This is a genomic window from Dactylosporangium sp. NPDC000521, assembly GCF_042898305.1.
Taxonomy (GTDB): Bacteria; Actinomycetota; Actinomycetes; order Mycobacteriales; family Micromonosporaceae; genus Dactylosporangium.
The window spans coordinates 343,456-365,402 of record NZ_JBIAYW010000007.1 but is presented as its reverse complement, the minus strand read 5'-3'; the positions used below and the strand labels follow the sequence as shown (position 1 = coordinate 365,402).

General features: G+C 71.9%; 20 protein-coding genes. 9 read left to right on the top strand and 11 right to left on the bottom strand.

Features of this window, described 5'->3' with window-relative positions:
* The first annotated feature begins 27 nt into the window (after positions 1-27).
* Complete coding sequence (locus ACFY3L_RS24550; protein WP_389328277.1) at positions 28-1,518, top strand: methyl-accepting chemotaxis protein; 1,491 nt, start codon at positions 28-30, stop codon at positions 1,516-1,518.
* A gap of 50 nt (positions 1,519-1,568) precedes the next feature.
* Here the strand turns inward: ACFY3L_RS24550 and ACFY3L_RS24545 are convergent, their stop codons facing one another.
* From ACFY3L_RS24545 to ACFY3L_RS24535, 3 genes are all read right to left on the bottom strand, one after another.
* Positions 1,569-1,715, bottom strand: a complete 147-nt coding sequence (locus ACFY3L_RS24545) for a hypothetical protein (protein ID WP_389328274.1) — start codon at positions 1,713-1,715, stop codon at positions 1,569-1,571.
* Between the two features lie 213 nt (positions 1,716-1,928).
* Positions 1,929-3,137 carry a globin domain-containing protein gene (locus tag ACFY3L_RS24540; protein ID WP_389328271.1) on the bottom strand — a complete coding sequence of 403 codons (1,209 nt, stop codon included), beginning with the start codon at positions 3,135-3,137 and terminating at the stop codon, positions 1,929-1,931.
* A gap of 66 nt (positions 3,138-3,203) precedes the next feature.
* The gene (locus tag ACFY3L_RS24535; RefSeq protein ID WP_389328268.1) at positions 3,204-3,812 is read right to left on the bottom strand and encodes a DUF4142 domain-containing protein; all 609 of its coding nucleotides are present in this window, start codon (positions 3,810-3,812) and stop codon (positions 3,204-3,206) included.
* Between the two features lie 305 nt (positions 3,813-4,117).
* On the opposite strand from ACFY3L_RS24535, the gene ACFY3L_RS24530 reads away from it, so the two are divergent.
* The 3 genes from ACFY3L_RS24530 (at position 4,118) to ACFY3L_RS24520 (ending at position 7,259) form a co-directional block, all read left to right on the top strand.
* Positions 4,118-5,389 (top strand): ABC transporter substrate-binding protein, encoded by a 1,272-nt coding sequence (locus ACFY3L_RS24530; protein WP_389328265.1) that lies wholly within the window; start codon positions 4,118-4,120, stop codon positions 5,387-5,389.
* An 86-nt stretch (positions 5,390-5,475) separates the two neighbouring features.
* Positions 5,476-6,360, top strand: a complete 885-nt coding sequence (locus tag ACFY3L_RS24525; protein WP_389328863.1) for a carbohydrate ABC transporter permease — start codon at positions 5,476-5,478, stop codon at positions 6,358-6,360.
* The gene (locus tag ACFY3L_RS24520; protein WP_389328262.1) at positions 6,357-7,259 is read left to right on the top strand and encodes a carbohydrate ABC transporter permease; all 903 of its coding nucleotides are present in this window, start codon (positions 6,357-6,359) and stop codon (positions 7,257-7,259) included. The genes ACFY3L_RS24525 and ACFY3L_RS24520 overlap by 4 nt, the downstream gene beginning before the upstream one ends.
* A gap of 124 nt (positions 7,260-7,383) precedes the next feature.
* Here ACFY3L_RS24520 and ACFY3L_RS24515 read toward each other — a convergent pair whose 3' ends face one another.
* Positions 7,384-7,761, bottom strand: a complete 378-nt coding sequence (locus ACFY3L_RS24515; protein WP_389328259.1) for a hypothetical protein — start codon at positions 7,759-7,761, stop codon at positions 7,384-7,386.
* Between the two features lie 196 nt (positions 7,762-7,957).
* Here ACFY3L_RS24515 and ACFY3L_RS24510 point away from each other — a divergent pair, with 196 nt between their 5' ends.
* Positions 7,958-8,830, top strand: coding sequence for a GyrI-like domain-containing protein (locus ACFY3L_RS24510; protein ID WP_389328256.1), 873 nt, complete (start codon positions 7,958-7,960; stop codon positions 8,828-8,830).
* A 130-nt stretch (positions 8,831-8,960) separates the two neighbouring features.
* Here the strand turns inward: ACFY3L_RS24510 and ACFY3L_RS24505 are convergent, their stop codons facing one another.
* Positions 8,961-9,521, bottom strand: coding sequence for a hypothetical protein (locus ACFY3L_RS24505; protein ID WP_389328253.1), 561 nt, complete (start codon positions 9,519-9,521; stop codon positions 8,961-8,963).
* Positions 9,522-9,611: 90 nt separating this feature from the next.
* Positions 9,612-10,610: a GlxA family transcriptional regulator gene (locus ACFY3L_RS24500; RefSeq protein WP_389328251.1), complete on the bottom strand. Its 999-nt coding sequence runs from the start codon at positions 10,608-10,610 to the stop codon at positions 9,612-9,614.
* Between the two features lie 181 nt (positions 10,611-10,791).
* Here ACFY3L_RS24500 and ACFY3L_RS24495 point away from each other — a divergent pair, with 181 nt between their 5' ends.
* Positions 10,792-12,555 (top strand): hypothetical protein, encoded by a 1,764-nt coding sequence (locus tag ACFY3L_RS24495; protein ID WP_389328248.1) that lies wholly within the window; start codon positions 10,792-10,794, stop codon positions 12,553-12,555.
* 52 nt (positions 12,556-12,607) lie between these two features.
* On the opposite strand, the gene ACFY3L_RS24490 is transcribed toward ACFY3L_RS24495, so the two are convergent.
* The 4 genes from ACFY3L_RS24490 to ACFY3L_RS24475 form a co-directional block, all read right to left on the bottom strand.
* On the bottom strand, positions 12,608-13,441 hold the full coding sequence (locus tag ACFY3L_RS24490) for an SDR family NAD(P)-dependent oxidoreductase (RefSeq protein ID WP_389328245.1): 834 nt from the start codon (positions 13,439-13,441) through the stop codon (positions 12,608-12,610).
* Entirely contained in the window at positions 13,438-15,435 is a 1,998-nt protein-coding gene (locus ACFY3L_RS24485; protein WP_389328243.1) for a prolyl oligopeptidase family serine peptidase, read from the bottom strand. The genes ACFY3L_RS24490 and ACFY3L_RS24485 overlap by 4 nt, the downstream gene beginning before the upstream one ends.
* Positions 15,416-15,715: a RidA family protein gene (locus ACFY3L_RS24480; protein WP_389328860.1), complete on the bottom strand. Its 300-nt coding sequence runs from the start codon at positions 15,713-15,715 to the stop codon at positions 15,416-15,418. The genes ACFY3L_RS24485 and ACFY3L_RS24480 overlap by 20 nt, the downstream gene beginning before the upstream one ends.
* 173 nt (positions 15,716-15,888) lie before the next feature.
* Positions 15,889-16,650, bottom strand: coding sequence for a hypothetical protein (locus ACFY3L_RS24475; protein ID WP_389328240.1), 762 nt, complete (start codon positions 16,648-16,650; stop codon positions 15,889-15,891).
* 103 nt (positions 16,651-16,753) lie between these two features.
* Here ACFY3L_RS24475 and ACFY3L_RS24470 point away from each other — a divergent pair, with 103 nt between their 5' ends.
* Positions 16,754-17,710, top strand: coding sequence for a LysR family transcriptional regulator (locus ACFY3L_RS24470; RefSeq protein ID WP_389328237.1), 957 nt, complete (start codon positions 16,754-16,756; stop codon positions 17,708-17,710).
* A gap of 194 nt (positions 17,711-17,904) precedes the next feature.
* Here the strand turns inward: ACFY3L_RS24470 and ACFY3L_RS24465 are convergent, their stop codons facing one another.
* Positions 17,905-19,353, bottom strand: coding sequence for a fibronectin type III domain-containing protein (locus ACFY3L_RS24465; RefSeq protein ID WP_389328234.1), 1,449 nt, complete (start codon positions 19,351-19,353; stop codon positions 17,905-17,907).
* A 352-nt stretch (positions 19,354-19,705) separates the two neighbouring features.
* Between ACFY3L_RS24465 and ACFY3L_RS24460 the strand changes: the two genes are divergently transcribed.
* Both ACFY3L_RS24460 and ACFY3L_RS24455 read left to right on the top strand, forming a co-directional pair.
* Positions 19,706-20,215 carry a hypothetical protein gene (locus tag ACFY3L_RS24460; protein WP_389328231.1) on the top strand — a complete coding sequence of 170 codons (510 nt, stop codon included), beginning with the start codon at positions 19,706-19,708 and terminating at the stop codon, positions 20,213-20,215.
* A 780-nt stretch (positions 20,216-20,995) separates the two neighbouring features.
* Complete coding sequence (locus ACFY3L_RS24455; RefSeq protein WP_389328228.1) at positions 20,996-21,916, top strand: cation diffusion facilitator family transporter; 921 nt, start codon at positions 20,996-20,998, stop codon at positions 21,914-21,916.
* The last annotated feature ends 31 nt before the right edge of the window (positions 21,917-21,947 follow it).

Here is a 21,947-nt window from a genome sequence, read left to right as displayed (position 1 = left end):
GAGTCCACCGCCGCGGTCCCCAGGGACGTGGAGGCACTGGAGCGGCTGGTCGTCGCCCTGGAGCGGGCGACAGACGAGGCGTCGACCTGGCGGATCACGGTCGAGTCGGTGGTCGGCTCCTACGGGTTCCTCTACGGCGCGGTCTGGCTGCCCGGGCCGTCGGGCTCCGCTCCGGGGGCAGCCGGTGGGCTGCGGCTCGACTTCGAGACCGGCCCGATCGCGGGGCAGTTGAAGGCGGTCCCGGGCACGGCCGGCGGGCTGGTCGGCCGGGCCTTCCAGGGCCGCCGGCCGATCTACACCGACGACACCCGCGGCGTCCGGGACTGCCCGCGCTGCGAGGCGGCGACCCGGGCCGGCGCCGTCGCCGCCGTGGTGATCCCGGTGGTCAAGGCCGGCGAGGTGATCGCGGTCCTCGAGTGCTACTCGCGGCACGAGCTGCGCATCGACGGGCCGCGGACCGAGAAGTGGAACGCGATCGCCCGCATCGCCGAGCAGGCCCGCACCCAGGCATGCAACGCGGTCCAGCTGCGGCAGCTCGCCGACGACCGGCTCGCGGTCACGACGGTCGTCGCGGCGCTCGGCTCAGCGCACGACTCGCAGAGCGTGGTCCGGGCCGCGCTGGACACGGTGCGCAGCGCGTTCGGCTGGGCGTACGGCTCCTACTGGGAGATCGACCCGGCCGGCCAGGAGCTGCGCTTCCAGATGGAGTCCGGCTCCGCCGGCGACGAGTTCCGCCAGGTCACCCTGGCGGCCACCTTCACTGAGGGCGTCGGCCTGTCCGGCCGCGCGTGGCGGGCCCGTGACCTGGTGTTCATCCGCGATCTTGCCGAGTTGACGGATTGTGTACGGGCACCGGCCGCCCAACGCGCGGGCGTCAGGTCGGGCATCTGCTTCCCGATCATGAGTGGCGACCGGGTCATCGGCACGATGGACTTCTTCACCACCGAGTACATCGAGCTGAGTGAGTCGAGGGCGTCGGCGCTACGCAACGTGCAGCAGCTCGTCTCGCAGCGTCTCGACATCCGCCGTGCGCAGGAGACCGCCGCCACCAACGCCCACGACCTGCTGGACTCGATCTCCCGGCTCCGCTCCGCCAGCCAGGACGCGACCCGGGTCGCGCGGGAGGCGGTCGCCCGGGCCTCGGAGATGACCACGAGCGTCACGGCGCTGAGCGAGTCGTCGACAGCGATCGGTGACGTCATCAAGATCATCTCATCGATCGCCGACCAGACGAACCTGCTGGCCCTCAACGCCACCATCGAGGCCGCCCGCGCCGGCGACGTCGGCAAGGGCTTCGCGGTCGTGGCCGGCGAGGTCAAGGATCTCGCCCGCGAGACCGCCACGGCGACGCAGAAGGTCGCCGAGCAGATCGCCGGCATCCAGACCAACGCCCAGTCCGTCACCGACGGCATCCACGTCACCAGCGACACCATCGGCCAGATGGACACCGTGCAGGCCCGCATCAACGAGGTCCTCGAGGACCAGGCGCGCATGGCGAAGGTGCTCGAACGCGGCTGAGGTCCCCTGAACGATGAGGGCCCGGCCGGATCGGCCGGGCCCTCATCTCGTCACTTCTGCGAGCCGGACTTCGGGGGCTTCTGCGACAGCGCGCTGCCAGCGGCTCGCTTGTCCGCGGTGGTCGCGTCGGGGTCACGCAGGACCTCGCTCGCCGCCGCGGCCGCCTTCTCGCTGGTCTGCTTCGTGTTCTCAGCCATGAATACCGCTCCTCGCAATCGTTGCCGATCGGCGCCGCGCCGGGGGAGTGCGCGACGCACCACTTAGGGGAGTGGTTGCCCGCTACGGCGCCGGTTCAATCAGCCCGCGTGGATCGCGGCGCTCACGGTGGGCGCTTCGAGGTCGGGCCGGCAGGTCCTGACCATGCGGTGGTGGCCCCGCCCGCGTTCGTAGCCGACGTCCGCGAGGTGCCGTCACTCGGTGTCGGCCTGCCACAGGTCGGGGCCGAACATCTCGTACTGGATGTCGCGGGGTGGCACGCCGCGCTCGATCAGCTGCGTGCGGACGCTCTGCAGGAACGGCAGCGGGCCGCACAGGTAGTAGACGGCCTCGTCGGGCAGCGGGATCTGCGAGACGTCCATCATGCCGGCCGAGACGCCCGCGCCCGGCAGCTCGGTGTACGGGATCTGCTCGTACCAGACGTGCAGCGCCGACAGGGGCAGGCTGGACAGGTCCTCGACGATCTGCCGGCGCAGCGGGAAGGACTCCTCGTCGGTGTCGGCGTGCAGCAGGGTGACGTGCAGGTTGGAGCCGGCGGCGACGAGGTGGGAGAGCATGCCGGCCATCGGGGTGATGCCGATGCCGGCGCTGGCGAAGACGACCGGCCGGCCGGAGTCGTCCAGGACCACGTCGCCGTAGGGGACGCTCATGGAGATCTCGTCGCCCACCTGGACGCCGTTGTGCAGCAGGTTGGACACCTCGCCGTCGGGCTTGCCGCCGCCGTGGACCCGCTTGACCGCGAAGTAGCGGTGCTCGCCGTCGTCGGCGCGGGTCAGGCTGTACTGGCGCGGCTGACGCACGCCGTCCGGCATGAGGAGGTTGACGCTGACGTACTGCCCGGGCAGCGACGTCTTGACGGGCCGGTCGTCGGTGCGGCGCAGCACGAAGCTCGTGACGTCGTCGGTCTCGCGGGTCTTCTCGGCGACCCGCCACTGCCGCCACACCCGCTCGGGGGTGACGCCGCGGGCGCTGTAGAGGCCGCGCTCCTGGTTGATGAGGGCGTAGGCCATCAGCCAGTACACCTCGTCCCAGGCCGCCGCCACCTCCGGGGTGACGGCGTCGCCGAGGACGTCACCGATCGCCCACATCAGGTGGTCGTGCACGATGGCGTACTGGTCGGGCCGGACGCCCAGCGACGCGTGCTTGTGCGAGATGCGCGTCAGCAGCCGGCCCGGTGGCCGCAGCGGGTCGTCCAGCAGGGTCTTGGCGAACACCGCCACCGACCCGGCCAGGGCCTTGGGCTGTGAGCCCTCCGCCTGGTTGCCCCGGTTGAACAGCCCGTCCTCGAGCTCTGGATGGGCGGCGAACATGTGGGCGTAGAAGCGGTCCGCGATCTCCCCGATGTGCTGGCCGACGACAGGCAGCGTGGCCTCGACGACCGCCCGGGCTTGGTTCGACAACACCGCTGCGTTCTCACCGGTTCGTGGGGCGTCAAACCTGGTCGGGCCGACCCGTGCGGCCGTTGCGGGTCATGACGGCGTGGCCGCCGGTGCCGAGCAGTTGAGGTTGGCGAGGTTCTTGCTCGCCATCTGCAGGTGCTGGCTCAGGACCGGCAGCTGACCGGCGGCGAACTGGCGGACCTGCGCGCTGTCCGCGCTGACGGCCTCGTGGTCGAACGTGTGGACGTCCAGCGCGTGCAGGGCGTAGATGGCCGGCGCGTATGAGCAGTCGAACGTGCCGCCCTGCGTGTTCGACCAGATGTGGATCAGGTTCTGCTGCGGCGAGCCGGCCGGGGCGGACGTGGTGATGCCGAGTCCCTGATCGAGCGCCTGCAGCTGCCGCGGTTCCTTGCCGTGGTCGGTGACCATGCGCTGGCCGAACGAGCGGACGGCCGCGCTCGCGCCCCTGGTGGCGGCGAGGTGGCCGGTCGTCACCTCGAACTGGGCGCCCTGGGCCGCCTGGTCGAGGAACATCCGGTCCTGGGTGCTGAGCGGCCCGGCCGGTGACTGGGCGGTCGCTGTCGGGCCCGGTGGCGGCGGACCGCCTGGTGCCGGGGTGGCGGCGTGCGCCGCGGCGGGTAGGGACGCCAGCGCGGCACACGCGGCCGCGGCGATTCCGGTGACGAAGGTTGTTCGCATGGCATCCTCCCTGCGGGGTGAGCTGCTGGCTACAGCGCCGCACTACCCGCCGGGGACACCGCCTACCAGGGCGCGGCGCATCGCAGCACCGTCCGTCGGTTGTGAGAAGCCCAGGTGAGGGGTTTCGTCAAGGCGCGTCAAAAGTCCGGTCGATGTGGCGTCACATCACAGTTTGATTGCCGTGAGTTGACAGAACCACCCGCACGGGACGAAGGTTCGGGCAGGTCTATCAATCATGGTCAAACATGTTCGACCACACACCGACATCTCTCGACACCCCGTGTAATCCCCGCACAGGAGGACACATGCGCGTCAAGACGCGTGCGCTCGTCACCGCTGCCGGCCTCGCTCTCGCCCTCGCGGTGAGCGGCTGCGGCGCCGACGACGGCGACGGCACCAGCGGCACCGGCAACAAGAAGGTCGAGGTCTTCACCTGGTGGGCCGACGGCGGTGAGAAGGCGGGCCTGGACGGGCTCGTCGCGCAGTTCAAGACCGACTGCTCGCAGTACGAGTTCGTCAACGGCGCGGTCGCCGGCGGTGCCGGCTCGAACGCCAAGCAGGTCCTCGCGTCCCGCCTGCAGCAGAGCGACCCGCCGGACACGTTCCAGGCGCACGCCGGCGCCGAGCTGTCCGACTACATCAAGGCCGGCCAGATCGAGGACCTCAGCGCGCAGTACAAGGAGTGGGGCCTGACCACGGCGTTCCCGAAGGGCCTCGTCGAGAGCCTCACCGTCGGCGGCAAGATCTACTCCGTGCCGGCGAACATCCACCGCGCGAACGTGCTGTGGGCCAACAAGACCGTCCTGGCCAACGCGGGCATCACCGCGCCGGCGAAGTCGCTGCCGGAGTTCTTCACGCAGCTGGACACGCTGAAGGCCAAGGGCATCGCGGCACCGCTCGCGCTGGGCAAGGACTGGACGCAGCAGATGCTGTTCGAGGCCGTGCTCATCTCCGACCTCGGCGCCGACAAGTTCAACGGCCTGTGGAACGGCAAGACCGACTGGGCCGGCGCGGACGTGACCACCGCGATCAACGACTACAAGAAGCTGCTCACCTACAGCAACAAGGACCGCGACACGTTCGACTGGACCGACGCGGAGAAGCTGCTCATGGAGGGCAAGGCCGCGTTCCAGCTCATGGGTGACTGGGAGGCCGCCGACCTCGACGCCAAGAACTTCAAGGACTACAGCTACTCGGTGTTCCCGGGCAACGGCGACGCCTACCAGTGGCTGGCCGACTCGTTCGTGCTGCCGAAGAACGCCAAGAACGCCGAAGGCACGAAGTGCTGGCTGAAGACCCTCGGCTCGGCGGCCGGGCAGAAGGCGTTCAACGTCAAGAAGGGCTCCATCCCGGCCCGGACCGACTCCGTCGCGACCGACTACCCGGCCTACCAGCAGGCCGCGATCGCCGACTGGGCCAAGGGCACCCCGGTCCCGTCCTGCCCGCACGGCTCCGCCTGCTCGCAGGGCTGGCAGGGCGCGGTCGGCTCCGCGCAGGGCAAGTTCTCCAGCGACGGTGACGTCGCGAGCCTGCAGAAGGCGCTCGTCGCCGCGGCCAAGCAGTTCGCCGGCAAGTAGATCGGTTTCCGCACCGGGGCGCCCGCTCGTGAGCGCCCCGGTGCGCCGGTGATTGGAGAGCGTTGAGCACCAAGAACACGGCCCGGATGCGCCGCTGGGCGCCGGGCCTGCTGCTGCTGTCCCCCTCGCTCGTCGTGCTCGGCGTCTTCGTGTACGGCCTCATCGGCTGGACCACGAAGCTGTCGCTGACCGACGAGCACGACGCGTTGGGCAGCAAGGGTTTCGTCGGGCTCCGCAACTTTGTGGACCTTTTCACCGAGGACATCAACGGCCGGTTCGTGCACTCGCTCAAGAACCTGCTCGTCTTCACCGTCGTCTTCATGCTCGGGGCCCTGCTGATGGGCCTGCTGTGGGCGTTCCTCCTGGAGCGCGGCGTGCGCGCCGAGGGGTTCTTCCGGGCGGTGTACCTGTTCCCGATGGCCGTGTCGTTCGTCGCGTCCGGCGTCGTGTGGCGGTGGCTGATGAACTCCGGCACCGGCGACGCCGCCGGCGGCCTGAACCGCATCTTCGCCGACCTGCACCTGGGCTTCCTGCAGAACCCGTGGTGGACCGACCCCGACTGGGGCATGGCCGCGATGGCCCTGCCCGCGATCTGGCAGCTGTCCGGCTACGTGATGGCCCTGTTCCTGTCCGGGTTCCGCGGCATCCCCGCCGAGCTGCGCGAGGCCGCGGCGATGGACGGCGCCTCCGGCTACCAGCTCTACCGGCACGTCATCTTCCCGCAGCTCACCCCGACCGCGCTGTCGGCGCTGATCATCCTCGGGCACATGTCGATGAAGATGTTCGACCTGATCATGTCGGTGTCGGGCGCCCAGTGGATCACCGAGGTTCCCGCCGTGTACGTGTGGCAGACGCTGCTCACCAGCGACTACGCCAAGGCCGCCGCGATCTCGGTCATCCTGCTGCTGCTCGTCGCGATCGTCATCGTCCCGTACCTGGTCTACAACAACCGCGTGGAGCGCCGCTCATGACCGCCACCATCCCACGCGACGCCGCCGACGCCGTCACCACGCCGTCCCCGTCCCGCAGGCCGGGCGGAGGGATCAACCGCCGCTCGCCGTTGGGCCGGCTCATCACGTACGGGCTGCTGCTGCTCTTCCTCATCGTGGTGCTGATGCCGGCGTACGTGCTGATCGTGACCAGCCTGAAGTCCGGCCGGGAGATCGGCGTCAACGGCCAGTGGAACCTCCCGCGCGAGTGGACGTTCGCGTCGTGGGAGAAGGCGTGGACCTCGCTGCGCCCCTCGTTCGTCCGCACGTTCGAGCTCGCCGTCCCCGTCGCGGTCATCTCCTCGATCCTGGGCGCCGCCAACGGTTTCGTCCTGTCCCGCTGGCGCTTCCCCGGCGCCGACGTGGTGTTCACGCTGATCCTGTTCGGCATGTTCATCCCGTACCAGGCCGTCATGATCCCGCTGCGCTCGATCGTCCACGACATCGGCCTGCCGCCCGGTATCCCGACCCTGGTCTTCGTCCACTGCGTCTACGGCATCCCGATCTGCACCCTGATCTTCCGCAACTACTACGCCACCACGGTCCCCGTCGAGCTCATCGAGGCGAGCCGCGTCGACGGCGCCGGCATGCTGCGCACATTCGGGTCGGTGATCCTGCCGCTGTCCGCGCCCGGCTTCGTGGTCACGGTGATCTGGCAGTTCACGTCGGCCTGGAACGACTACCTGTTCGCCATCTTCATGTCCAACACCCGCAACGGCCCGATCACCATCGCGCTCAACGCTCTCGCCGGCGCCCAGTCCCCGGACTACGCCGCCTCGATGGCGGGCGCGCTCATCGCGTCGCTGCCCACCCTGCTCGTCTACATCGTGCTGGGCCGCTGGTTCATCGGCGGTCTCATGGCAGGCTCCGTCAAGAGCTGACGCTGTGCCTCGCGACGGTGCCCGGCGCATCCGGGCCGAGCACCGTCGCGGGGTGCCGGCGCCCTTCGACCGGGGCGGACAGCGCGGTGCGCGCCGGGTCCGCGTCGGCGCCGGTGCCGGGTCATCAGCCGGCGGCCCCGCGGTCCGCGAGGGCGGCGACGACCTTGGTGAGGGCCTCCTGCTGCGCCGGTCCGAGGTCGCCGTCGATCTCCAGCTCGACGTCGCCGGCGGTCAGCCTGATCCGCTTCGCGGCGTGACGGTTGATGAACGCGACCGCGATCTGGCTGATCGCGGTGACGGTCGCGGCGGAGAACACCCCGGCGACCGCGAGCTGCCCGATCGTCTGCGCGGTGCCGGACTTCGCCCGCTCCGGCGCCGGCGCGGTGACCGGCACGGCGCCGACACCCGCACGCCACAGCTCCGCGCCGAAGAGCCGGGCAGCCTCGTCCTGCGCCTGCGGGTCATCGGGGAACAGGCTTACAACGGTCAGGGTCACATCCATGCGGACCATTGTGCGGGCAGCGTCCCGCGCCGCTGCGTCACGACACCGGGAACGAGGTCGATGCCGGCGCACTTTGCCGTCGCCGGGGCGTCGTGGTGTCCCGTGGCGGTCCGCTGCTGGATGATCGAATCGGTCCGCAGGTATCGGGCGCGGACCGCCGCTGCTCGGACAGGCTGGGTGTCGAAGGGAGACCACGGTGATCGCAGCGCTCAACCGGCTCGTGGACCACGTCGAGCGGCACCTGACCGGCGACGTCGACGTCGCCGGGCTCGCCGCGGCGGCCGGCACGACGGAGTATCACCTGCGGCGGATGTTCTCGTCGCTGGCGGGGATGCCGCTGTCGGAGTACGTCCGGCGGCGCCGGATGACCGTCGCCGCCGCCGACGTGGTGCAGGGCCGGGACGATCTGCTGAGCATCGGCGTCCGGTACGGGTACACCTCGACCGAGGCGTTCGGGCGGGCGTTCCGGGCGGTGCACGGCGCCGCGCCCGGCGACGTCCGGCGGGACGGTGGCCCCCTTCGCACTCAGCCGCAGGTCAGGTTCCGCCTGACCGTCGAAGGGAGCAACCCCATGGACGCCCGGATCGTCGAGCGGCCCGCGTTCCGGCTCGTCGGCCACGCGGCCCGCGTGCCGCTGATCCACCGCGGCGTCAACCCGCACATCCAGGAGCACATCGACGCCCTGCCGCGGACGGAGCACGCCCGCCTGAAGGCGCTGAGCGACACCGAGCCGGCCGGCCTGCTGCAGGTCACCGACGACGTCGACCCCGACGCCGCCGAAGGCACGGAGCTGACCTACCTGCACGGCGTCGCCGTCGCGCGGGAGTCGGCCCTCCCGGACGACCTCGACGCCATCGAGGTCGCGGGCGGCCGGTGGGCCGTGTTCCGCACCAGCGGCCCGTTCCCGCAGACCTTGCAGACGACCTGGGCGGCGACCGCCACCGAATGGTTCCCGTCCAACCCGTGGCGCCTGCGGCCAGGCCCCTCCATCGTCTCGATCCTCGATCGTACCGACGACTTCACCACCGCGACGTGCGAGCTCTGGCTGCCGGTCGAACCGGCGCAGTGAACGGCTGACCATCCACCCGCGGCCGGGCTCGGCGCATCCGGCCCGAGCACCGTCGCGGGGGCTTCAACGGTCGTGCGCCCGGACGCCAGGACGGCGGCCGCACCGCCGACGCGACGTCTGGGGCAGACCTTCACGCGGCGAGGCCGAGCACGACCAAGCCGAGGCCGAGCGGCAGGTCCAGCGCCAGGCACGCCTCGGCCAGCGAGCGGGAGACGACCGTCCCGCGGCGGTGGTGCAGCCCATCCCATGCGGCGTGCGCGGCCAGGACGAGCCCGGCCACGACGAGGCCGGCCCGCGGGTCGAGCGCCAACGCGCCGAGCGCGAGACCGCCGTACACGACGCCGGCGACGCTCTGCGTGACCACCTGGCGGCGCGGGCCGCCGCCGACCAGGGCGACGGCGACGAGCACCGCAGCGGTGGCGCCCAGCAGCACCCATCGCCCCGGCCCGGCGATCTCTCCGACGGCGATGACGACGCTGCCGGCGGGCACGGCCGCCCACGCCATCCACGGCCGGTGCAGCGCGGCCGCGGCGACGTAGCAGAGCGCGGCCACCCACACGCAGGTGACGGCCGTCTCGCGGTCGGCGACGGTGAGCAGCACGGCGGTCGCCGCGGCCAGTCCGGCCGCGGTCGGCCACCGGCGCGACAGCCACGAGGACGCGTCCCGGTCAACGGCTTGAGAGGAGGTCATGCCCTCACTGTGACCGTGCCGCGGTCAGGTGCGGAGGTGCGCCGGGCTTCGCGGCAGGAATCCTGGAGCGCCGGGCAGGCGGGACCCGCATCAGGGGTCCGAGCCGGGGACGGGCGCCGTCGACACCGACCGGTACTGCGACGGCGGCACCCCGTACTGCGCGACGAAGGCCTGACGAAGGGTCTCCAGCGACGTGAACCCGCACCACTGGGCGATCAGCCCGATGGGGTGGCCGGTGGTCGACAGCAGCCGCGCGGCGGTGTCCAGCCGGGTGCGGCGCACGAACCGGCCGGGTGGCATGCCGAGGTGCTCGATGAACAGCCGGTGCAGCTGCCGTGCGCTCACCCCGCAGTGCCTGGCCAGCGTCGCCGTGTCGAGCGTCGTCGCCAGGTGCGCGGTGACATGGGCGACGGCCTTGCGGACCGTCACGTGGTCCGGGTCCGGCGCGCTGAACACGCTCATCTGCGCCTGGTTGCCCGGCCGCTGCAGGTAGGTGACCAGGGCCTGCGCGACGACACGGGCCAGGTCGGGCCCGCAGTCCTCGGTCACGAGCGCCAGGGTCAGGTCGAGGGCGCTGGTGACACCGGCGGACGTGGCGACGCGCCCGTCGCGGATGAAGATCGGCCGGGGGTCGACCCGCACGGACGGGAACCGCCGCGCGAGCACGTCGGCGTAGTGCCAGTGCGTCGTCGCCCGCCGGCCGTCGAGCAGTCCGGCGGCCGCGAGCACGGTGGCGCCCGTGCACACCGACGCCACTCGCCGGGCGAGTGCGGCGAGCCGCCGGACGTGTGCGACGACCGCCGGGTCGGCCGCGGCGGCCTCGTGCCCACGGCCCCCGGACACGACCAGCGTGTCGATCGGCCCCGTCGCGCGCTGCAGCGACCCGCTGCTGTGCAGCTCCAGACCCGAGTCGCAGCGGATCGGCCGTCCGCTCGGGGAGATCAGCTCCGTCCGGTACAGCGTCCGCCCCGCGATGCGGACAGCCAGGTCGAGCGTGGACGTGACACAGGCAATGTCGAGCAGCTCGGAGCCGTCGTACCCGACGACTACGACCCGCCGCGCAACACCGTCCCTCGATGCGACCGCCATCACCGCATCCTGTCAGACCGCCCCCGCCGACCTGCCGCCCCGAGCGAGCGCCGCGCCGCGCCGACGCCGTTCGCCACGGCACCGGAGCACCTGGACGGCGTCAATTACGGCTCGCGCCTACAAATGTCCACTATGGACGTCGGGACGGTGGATCGCGGTGCGCGGAACTACGATCCGAGCCGTGCCATCGTTGCGAAGCATCACCTCATCAGCCGTGGTTCTCCTCGTCGCGGCCGGCGGATTCCTCGTCGCCACCGCCGCTCCCGCGGCCGCCGGGACCACCACGCAGATCCCCTCGGACCGCGCGGCGTACACCGACGCCTTCCAGCCGTCCACCCCTCACGTCGACGACCCCCTCGGGCAGCCGGTCGGGCTCTGGCGCGACGGCGCCGGCAAGTACCACCTGTCCCGGGCCTACTTCACGTTCGACCTCTCGGCCTACGCCGGTCTGACCGTCACGTCGGCGGCGGTACGGATCCCGGAGTTCTTCGTCGCCGACTGCGCCAGGCCCTCCGGCGTCGCGCTGTACAAGGCCGCGCCCTTCACCGCGCCGACCTGGTCGCAGCCGCCGGCCCAGCAGGGCCTGCTGGACGCCACCGCCGAGTACGCCGGGGCAAACCCCACCTGCCCCGGCGTCGCGTCGTGGGACGTCACCGCCGAGCTCACCGCCGCGCTCGCCCAGGGCCGCCCGGCACTGTCGGTGGAGCTGCGCCTGCCTGGCCTGCTCGAGCTGGACCCGGGGCGGCACCGGCGGTTCACCCCGACCGCCGCCATCGACCTGGTGTACAACCGGCCGCCCCGCGAGCCGGTGCCGCTTTTCATCGACGGGACCTTGTGCGGCACCGTCCCCGAGCTGCAGTCCACCAACCCGGCGCCGCTGATCACCGCCGGCGTCAACGACCCCGACAACGACGCCGTCACCACCACCTTCGCCGTCTGGCCGCAGGACGACCCGACCCGGCGCACCGAGTTCCCTGGCCCGGCGGCGACAGTGCCGGCCGGCGTCCTGGACCACGACGGCGCGTACATGTTGTCGGCGCGGGCCGTCGATTCGAGTGGGGCCGCGTCCGTCTGGACCCCGGGGTGCAGGTGGCAGTTCGACGGCAACCCGCCGGCGAACGCCCCGACCGTCGCCGCGTCCGGGCCCCAGCCGGGCCGGCCGGGGGTCGCCACCGTGTTCACCTTCTCCGCGAACGGTGACCCGGACGTGGTCGGCTTCAAGTGGGGCTTCGACGCCGCGTCCAGCGCCGTGGTGCCGGCCGGTCAGCCCGGCGGCAGCGCCACCGTGCCGTGGACGCCGACGGTGTCCGGGGCGTATCACCTCGTCGTGGTCGGCGTGGACCGGGTCGGTCACACGTCCCCGGCGGCGACCTTCGACTACCAGGTCGCCACCGACGCGCCGACGATCGAGGACCACGACCCCGAGGCGCCGTTCAACACGTACCGCACCATCACCTTCCACCCGGTGGCCGCGGACGTCGTCGACTACGTCTACAAGTTCAAGGACACCGTCGAGCACGTCGTGCCGGCCGGCCCCGACGGCACCGCCACGGTGGAACTGCTGATGAACATGGCCGGCGGCGCACCGCTGACGGTGTACAGCCGCGGCGCCGACGGCACCCGGTCGGAGAGCAGAAGGGTGCTGTTCAACCCGCGCAGCTCGCCGACCGTCACGTCGGAGCAGTACCCGATCGGCGGTCCGGTCGGCGCCGTAGCCGGCACGCCCGGCGTGTTCGTCGTGACGTCGTACGTGCCGGGGGTGGTGTCGTACTCGTACCGCATCGACGGCGGGCCGAAGAACACCGGCTTCACCGACAGCAACGGCGTCCTCGTCATCAACTACACGCCGGCGACGCCCGGGTCGCACTCGCTCGTCATCGGCTTCGGCACGATGACCGATGGCCTCATCGTCGACGGAGGGCAGTACACCTTCATCGCCGGCTGACGTCACCACCGAGGCCCCCGCTGCCGGCGGGGGTCTCGGCGGTGGCCGGCATTCAGAGTGACGGCGCCGTGGTGAGGTCGATGCTGAGCCGCCAGAGCCGCGTTCTGACGTCCTGCTGATAGGCGGTGGGATGGGCACGGGCTTCCGCGGTGCGGTCGAAGAAGCGGCCGGTGGTGCCGGCCAGATCGGGGAGCGTGACCAGGCGCCAGGTCGCGTCGGTGCCGGATTCGAGCGTGTCGATGCTGTGACCGAGACCGGCCAGCACCATCTTGGTCGGCATGTACGTGGCCGGATGCAGGCTGTTGACGGTGATGGGTTCGTCGCGCAGGCGTTCGGCCAGTTCGAGTCCGGCGATGATCTGGGCGAGCTTGCTCTGCCGGTACGCCCGCACCCCGGTGTAGCCGTGTTCGAGCATGACGTCGTCGAAGTCGATCGGGTGCTGGCCGATGGAGGCGACGTTGACGATCCGGGCGCGCGGCGCGCGGCGTAGGAGGTGCAGCAGCCGCAGGGTGAGGTCGAAGCCGGCGAGGTGGTTGACGGCGAAGCGAAGTTCGTGACCGTCGGCGCTGAGCTGCCGGTGCTGCTCTCCGGGCCCTCCGAAGCCGACTCCGGCGTTGTTGACCAGCGCGTCGAGCCGGTCGGTGACCGACGCCACGTCGCGGGCCAGCCGGCGGACCTGCGCGAGCTCGGACAGGTCCGCACAGACGGTCGCCGGTTGCGGGCAGCCGTGCCGGCGACGCAGCTCCGCGGCGGTGTCGCGAAGCTTGCCGGGATCGCGTCCGTGCAATACGAGCCGGGTGCCGTCGGCCGCGAGCCGGTGGGCCAGGGAGCGCCCCAGGCCATCGGTCGCGCCGGTGATCATGATGGTGGGCACGTCGATCGTCATGGATCGCCTGCACCGTGGGCCGGCGTGGGTGTCAGCGGCAGCCGCGCGACGCCTGGTGGGTCGAAGCCGAGCAACTGGCCGTAGAAGCTGAGCTCGGCGTCCAGCGCGGCGGCGACGGTCTCCGGCTTGCTGAAGACGTGCCCTTCGTCGGTGAAGACGAGCAGGGCGTGCGGCACCTGCCTCGCGGTCAGCGCATGTGCCAGCGCCCGCGCCTGCTCCAGCGGGACGACCGGGTCGCGCTGCCCGTGCAGCAGCAGTACCGGCCGGGTGACCGCGTCGATGTGGGACAGGGGTGACCGGTCGCGGTAGGCGGCCTGAGCCTCGGGCAGCCGCCCGATGAGCCCGTCGAGGTAGCGGGACTCGAATTCGTGTGTGTGGCGTGCGAAGTGGCCCAGATCGGCGACGCCGGCGTAGGAGACACCTCCGGCGAACGGCGAGCCCGGCCGCGCCAGTGCCAGCAGCGTGGTGAGTCCGCCCGCGCTGGCACCGCGGATGGCGATGCGGGACACGCGACCGTGCTCGAGGAGATCGCAGGCGACGGCGATGCAGTCGGTGACGTCGGCGACGCCCCATTGTTCCCGCAGCGCGGTGCGGTGCCGCCGCCCGCGTCCGCTCGATCCGGTGTAGTCCACGGCGACGAACGCGAGGCCGCGGCTGGTGAAGTAGGCGACTTCGGGCTGGTGATGCTGCGGAAAGGATGCGGTGGGGCCGCCGTGGGCCCACATGATGGCCAGCGGCGCGGTGCCCTCCGGCAACCGGCACAGCGGCGAGGTCGGCGGGTAGAAGTACACCGGCACCTCCCCGTTGGGGGTCGGGACGGTGGAACGGTGCGGTCGCGGTGTCCAGACCGGCTGCGGCTGCAGCGGTTCCGCGAGGACGGTCCAGGCGCCGGTCACGGTATCGACCTTGACGAGGGTGGGTGCGCGATCGTCTGCCGCCGCGACCCCGGCGACGACGTCACCGCCGGCGTCGAGCCACGGCAGCCAGTTCGTGAACGGGCACTCGATCGCGGCCGCGGCACCGTCCGGGTCGAGCACGACCAGTCGACCGCCGGACACCACCGCTGTGCGGCCGCCGGGAACGGAGACGTGGCTACGCAGGCCCAGCTGCCACAGTGGAACACCGCACTCCTGGGCCACCGGCCACATCGGCGCCGGCTCGCCGCCCGCGGCAGGGCGGGTGGCCGGCACGGCGACGAGATTCCACCACCCGGTCCGGTCGGTTGCCGCACACACCGTGAGATCGTCCATCCACGACGGGGCCAGGACCGATTCTTCCGGCCCGCCGAGAACCACCGTCACGTCGCGGATGGCGGGATGCCCCTGATGAAACGTGAGGGCCGCGGTCCGCAGCAGCGTCCCGTCCCAGGGCATCAGCGGATGGTCCCAGGTCAGAAACGCGATGCTACGCCCATCCGGTGAGATCGCCGGTGCCGCGACGAAGTCCGACCCGGTCCACAGGTCCACGACGGCACCGGATCCGTCGAGCGCCACCGCGACCAACGCGGAGCTCACCGTGGCCCGGTGGCGCTCGGCGACGCACACGATCCACCCGGTGCCGGGAAGTTCGGTCGGCTGCGCGTATCGGTCGGCGAGACCGGTGTCCGGTGTCAAGGGCAGGGCCGTGTCGCCGTCCACCCGGTAGAGGCGCTGATCGGCGAAGTTGCTCGTCACCAGGGTCTCGCCGACGACCGTCCAGCCCTGTCCGCCGTACTCGTGCACCCGGGTGCGCGCGTCGAGCCACCGGGGAAGCACCTCGCGCACCGAACCGCTGCGGTCGTGGCGGAACACACCCATCCGGCCGGTGGCCCCAGGGGTGGTCTGCGCCCACCACACCGTGTCCCCGCCATCGCGGACGGCAACACCGGCGTAGCCGACCTTGTCCGCTGCGGCGGCCGCCGCGGTGATCGGGCTGGGCCAGGTGCCCGACGGGAGCACGGACCGGCGCGCACTGGTCGCTGGGGGCGCCGCGTCGTCAGCGGACCGCGAGGGCATCGATCTCCACCCGGAACGCTGGGTCGATCAGGCCATGGACCAGCACCAGCGTGCTCGCTGGTGGTCGGGACAGGTCGATGTGTCGATCACGTACGCGGCGAAACGCGGCAAGGTCGGCGCGCTCGGTCAGATACACGGTCAGCTTCACGACGTCGCGCATGCCGGCGCCGGCCGCGGCGAGCGCGGTGGCCAGGTTGGTGAAGACCTGGGCGACCTGCCGTTCGGGATCGCCGGCACCCACCAGGTTCCCGTCCGCGTCCAGTGGTACCTGACCGGATATCAGGATGCTGTGTCCGTGGTGGACGACCGCGTGGCTGTACCCGTTGACCGGGGGAAGCCCACTGGGTCGCACGTAGTGCTCCTGCTGCATGTGTGTCTCCGTCTCTGTGGATCGATGGCTTCGCCGCGGAACGCACCGTCCCGGCCGGCCGCGGCGACGTGGTCACGGTCCGCTCATCGCACGACCCGCAGGCGTTCGGTGCTCACCGTGCGGCAGTCCATCTCGAAGTCCAGGCCCACCACCGGGGGTCGCGCGAGATGCCACGTCACGCCGCGGTGCGGTGCGAATCCGGTGGCGACCGGACCGGTCAAGACCGCATGGATGTCGTGTGTGGAGTACACCTGCACGACGTGTGGCGCTCCGGCGGACACGCCGAGACCCGCCATCCGGCCCGTCAGCTCGTCGAGTACGAACCGCGCTTTGTCCAGCAGGCCGCCGGGCGTCGTGTCTCCCGGGGCGATGACATGATCGTGGTAGTTGTCCAGGCCTTCGGGGACCTCGGCACTGCCGGAGACGACGAAGTCGGTGACCGGGCCGACGGCGGCCGGCACGGTGAAGCAGAACGCATGCATGCTCGGCTCGTCGACCAGTCCTGCGGGTGGGCACACGTTGGTGCGGGCGACCGGGCTGCTGTCACCGTGCAGCTGAACGCCGAAGGCCGCCAGGGCACCCAGGTAGCGGCCGTTGAACGCGGTGAACTCCGCCTCCGTGAACGGGGCCGGCGTGCGCAGCTCGCAGGCGCACAACGCTGCCGCCGGCTGGCCGGCAGCGTTGATGATCTCCGCGGCCATGCGCAACCCGTCATTCAGTGCTACGGGTGAGGAGAACTGCACCCGAGTCAGGCCGTGGCCCTCGGTGCCCACCACGCCCTGGGAGTACTGCCTGACGCCCGGCAGGAAGGCGTAGCCGAACGGGGTCGGCACCAGATCGGACACGGCACATCCTCGGGGTCGGCGGAAACGGGTTGGCCGCGCGGTTCGCCGCTCGCGGTCCACCGACGAGCCTTGCATTCGCGAATCAAGATGACCAGAATGACTTGTGGCATGGATCTTGCGAACTATTCGCAAGATCATCAGCAGGATTCGAGGTGACCCGCTGCACTCGACCGAATCATCGGCGCTGCGCTACTTTCGCGAGGTCGCGCTCACCGGCTCGGTGCTGCGTGCCGGTGCGAACCTGTTCGTGGCGCCCAGCGCCGTCAGCCGCCAGATCCGCCTGCTGGAGGAGGACCTCGGCGTCCCACTCTTCACCCGCGGATCCCGCGGAATGACCCTGACCGCCGCAGGGCATCAAGTCCTGGAGTTCGCGACGGACACCCACCAGCGCGCCGCCGACCTGCGGTCGGAACTCGACGCTGACCGGCACGGCGTGCGCGGACACGTCGTCATCGCCACGGTCGAGGGTCCGCTGGGCCAGTACATCCCGGACACGCTCCAGGCGCTGGCCTCCACCCACCCCGACATCCGCATCGATGTCCGCGTCGCCGGCTCCCACGACGTCGGTGCCGCCGTCGCCGAGGGCGCCGCACACCTCGGATTCATCTTCGGAGCGCCGACCCGCTCGGACGTCATCACGCTGAAGGACCAGCCGTTACCCCTGTCCGTGATGGTCCGCCCTGACCACCCGCTCGCCGGCCTGCCGGCCTGCTCACTGCGCGACGTCGGCGATCATCCGGTGGCCCTGCCCGGAACACGCTTCGGCATCAGGCAGGAGGTGGACCGGGCCTGCGCGGAGACCGGTACCCATCTGAAGATCAGCTACGAGGCGGACTCGCTCGCCCTGCTGCGAGGCATCGCGGCACGGACCATGACGGCGATCTTCATGACCGCCGAGGACACCACCGCCGAACTGGCGCAGGGCACCCTGGTCCGCGTCCCCCTCACCGACCGGCGGTTGACCAGAACCCGCCTGACCCTGGTGAAAGGACTGCAACCCTACGGTTCTCCCGCCGCGAGGACCGTCAGCGACGCATTGCTCGCAGCCATGAACGACTGATTCGCGGGTGCGTCGAGGGCGGCGCGTGCATCGGCGGCGTGCGGGAAGCCGAAGCCGGTGTACGGGGCGAGGCGCATGCCTGGAATACCTACCATCGCTCGATGTGGCTGGCGGCGCCGCGATCTCCAGGGACGGCCGCAGGGTGGTGGGCCCGAGAAGCTGGGCCCACCACCCTGGCATGCCGGCGGCCGGCGTTACGGCGCGACGAGGAACGGGGTGATGACCTCGACCGGGCCGGACGGCGCCGACTCGTCGCCGTTGGCGTTGACCGCGGTCAGCCGGTACAGGTGGCGTTCGGCGCCCCGCGTGCGCAGGGTCACCGCGCCGCCCGGGTAGGTGCCGACCACCGTCGCGCCGTCGTAGAGCCGGTAGGACAGCCCGGCCGAGGCCGTCCACGACAGCGGGATGTCGGCGTAGTACCCGTCGGCGATCGTCGCCCGGCCCGCCTGGAAGCCGGCCGGGGCCGCCGGCCGGTCGACCGGCCCCGGCAGCGTGGTCACCGTGACCGGCGCCGAGGCGGGCGTGTCGGCGCACCCGGTCAGCAGGCCCGCCACGCGCAGCCGGTGCGTCGAGGCGGGCGCCAGGCCGGTGAGCACCGCGGCCGGCTCGGTGACGGTGGCGACGACGGTGTCGCCGTCCAGCACGGTGTACGAGGTGGCGGTCGACTCCAAGACCCAGTCGAGGCGGACCGTGGACGCGGTGACGGCGGAAGCGCTCACCCGCACCGGGGCCGGTGGCTGGGCCGGGCAGGGCTCGGTCGACGGCGACAGCACGGGGCTGTGCTCGGACTCGTTGCCGGCCACGTTCAGCGCCGCCACGGTGTAGCGGTGCCCGGTGCCGTGCAACAGGCCGGTGACCGTCACCGACCGGGTCCAGCTCGTGGCCACCCGGTAGGCGCCGTCGTAGATCGCGTACTGGTGGACGTAGGACCCGTCGGTCGGCCCCGACCAGGCCAGCCCGATGGAGCGGTCGGTGCGCCCGGTGACGACCAGGTCGCGCGGCGCCGCCGTGGTGTTCGTCGTGCCCGGCAGGGTGCGGGTGGTCGCGTACCCGACGGTGGGCTCCTGCGAGCTGCAGCCGATCCGCCGCAGCGCGACCGCGTACGAGGTGTCCGGGATGAGACCGCCGACCCGCAGGCTGGTGCCGGACACGATGCCGTAGTCGCGGCCGTTGACGGACAGGGCGAGCAGCGGCGACGACCGGCCCACGGTCCAGCGCGCCGACAGGCCGGAGGAGGTCACGTCGAACACGGTCAGCGGCGCGGGCTCGTTGCACTGCGGCGCCATGCCGGGCGTCCACGTGGTGCCCGTGAACGGCGCCGACGGTGCCGACTCCACACCGGCCGCCGAGACCGCGGTCACGGTGTACGTGTGGGTGGTGTTGACGCCGATGTACTGCATGGGCGCCGACGTCGTCGCGGTGCGCCGCACGACCACACCGCCCTCGTACACCCGGAACGACGCGACCGCGGGAGCGCCCACCGGCTGCCGCCACGACAACGAGATCCCGGTGTTGGCCACCGACCCGGTCAGGTCCGCCGGCGCGAGCGGGACGGGCCCGGTCGCGGCGGTGGCGCCGGATACCCCGGTGAGCCCGGCCAGCAGCACGCCAAGCGCGGCCGCCCGAACGAGAAACCTACGCATCGACGATCCTCTCTAGGGGAAACGTCGGGAAACGGTAAACAAACCTTCCTGTTGCTGTCAATCGTCCCACCGGCTCTGACGCCTTCACCAATGGGTCAACGGCGCCATCCGCGCCCACGGCCCAGGCGGCCGCTTCCGGCACGGGTTCGTCGTGGAGATCTGGGCGCAGGAGGGCTGAGGCGGCATTGATGGAGGTGCCGTTGCGGAGGATGACGACTGCTCGCTGCACTCGGCGGCGAACACGCTGTCGGCCGCGGCCTCGTTGTGCGGGAAGGCGCTACCTGGCCGGCCGGTGCCGAACTCCGGATCTTTCCGCGGCGGCGCATCCCCAGGCGGCGCGTATCGTGACGGCGTGCAACTGCATGGGATCGAGACCGCGGACGGTACCACGGCGACGCTGTGGTTCACCGCCGGCGGTGTGTACGTGATCAGCCGCTCCGCCCGTCAGCGACGCCTGTTCCGGTGGGCCGGCGGAGCGGCGTTCGCCGCCCTGGCCGTCGCGATGACGGGGATGGGCATCGGCGGGGCCGTCAGTGCGCGTGCCGGCGTCGCGCTGTTCATGGGCGCCGGGATCCTCGCGGTCGTCGCCGTTGCCGCGGCCGTGACGGGGTGGGTGCTGTCCGCGAGGATCGGGCGGGCGATACGCGCCGGCGTGGCGCCGCCGGACCTGCCGCTGGCCGGCATGGCCTGGGCGCGCAGCACCGACGAGGGCGGGCGGGTGTGCGTCACGGTCGGCATGACCGGCGGGGAGGTCCACGAGTTCGCCGCCGCCGGCATGGCGGGCGCCGACCTCGTGCGGCAGTTCGGCCGGCTCCTGGACGCCGGCGGTGGCCCTCCGGCCACGACCGAAGACGGGCGCTGAGCGCCGCGCGGCCCGGCCGCCTGTTGCGGCAGCACGCGCAGACGGTGGAGTGCTGGCCGTCGTGCTCGTCGGCCGACGGTGGTCCCGGCGGTGACCGTGGCCTGATCGACCTCGCCGGCGCGGACCATCACCCACATCTCCTGCCGCGGTCGCCGGCGTGGTCGACGCGTCGGGCCTCGCGCTGGCAGCAGGGGCGGTGCGGCGGGCCGGGCCGCTGCGGCGGCGCTGTGCGGTACAAGCGACGACAGCGCGACCTGATGATCGCCTGACGAGGCGGAGTGCCCCGCGAACGCCTGCGCGGCGAGCCCGGCCACGGCGATCGCGGCCGGCGGCACGACCGTGCGGACCTCGAGCGCGACCCGCGCCGCGACGGCGACCACGACCCGCGCCGCGACGGCGACCACGACCGCGGCGGCAGCGCTGGCCGCACCGGCCGCAGCACGGACCCCGGGCGGCGGCCGTCGCCGCGAGGATCGCACCCTTCGTCAGCCTCACCCAGGCCCCCTGATGGCACGGAGCTGGAACCGGCGGGCGAGCACCGCGATGAGTACCAGCGCCGCGATGGTTGTCGACAAGAAGACCTCCGGCAGGGGTTACGGTCAGATGGCGGGCCCGGCCGGGGCGTCGGTGCGGCCAGCACGCGAGGGCGGCGGCGATCGCGATGAGGCCACCGAGCGGGCCGACGACGAACGCGACGCCCGCCGCCGGATCGGCGCTTCCGCGTGTTCTCAAGACATATTAGTATGCGCATGTGAACATGAATGGCGCGGAGGTGACCTGATGGGGCACGGGCACGACCACGGCGCGCAGGTGACCGCGACCGGCCGGCACCGCGGCGCACTCGCCGGAGCCGTCGCCGTCTCGGTGGCGATCTTCGCCGTCGAGGTCGCCGGTGCGCTCATCACGGGCAGTCTCGCGCTGCTCGCCGACGCCGGGCACGTGCTCGCCGACGCCGGGGGAGTGGCGCTCGCGCTCGGTGCGACGCTGCTCGCGGCCCGCCCCGCGACCGGCCGCCGCACGTTCGGCTGGGCCCGGGCGGAGATCCTCGCGGCCGCGGTCAACGGCCTGATCCTCGCCGGGATGGGTGTGTACGTGTTCGTCGAGGGCGTCCGCCGGCTGTTCGAACCGGCCGCGGTCGAGCCCGGCGGCATGGCGTTGTTCGGGGTCATCGGCCTGGTCGGCAACCTCGTCGGGGTCGCCCTGCTGTGGCGGGCCCGCAACGCCAGCCTCAACATGCGCGGCGCGTTCCTCGAGGTCGCCACCGACACGGTCACCTCGGTCGGGGTGCTCGCCGCGGCCGCGGTGATCGCGACCACCGGGTTCACCCGGGCCGACGCGATCGTGTCCGTGCTGATCGGCCTCGTCATCGCCCCGCGCGCGGTCCGGCTGCTGCGAGAAGCGGCCAACGTGCTGCTCGAAGCGACCCCACCCGGCATCGACCTGGACCAGATCCGCCGGCACATCGTCGACCTCGACCACGTCCTGGGCGTGCACGACCTGCACGTGCACGCCGTCACGTCAGGCCTGCCGGTGCTGACCGCGCACGTCGTCGTCCGCGACGAGTGCTTCCAGGACGGCCACGCCCCGCAGCTGCTCGACGCGCTCCAGGCCTGCGTGGCCGGACACTTCGACGTGGCCCACTCGACGTTCCAGCTGGAGCCGGCCGGCCACGCCGGTCACGAACACCCCACTCACCGGTGATTGGCGCCCGATGCCGTAGCGAAGCGGCCGG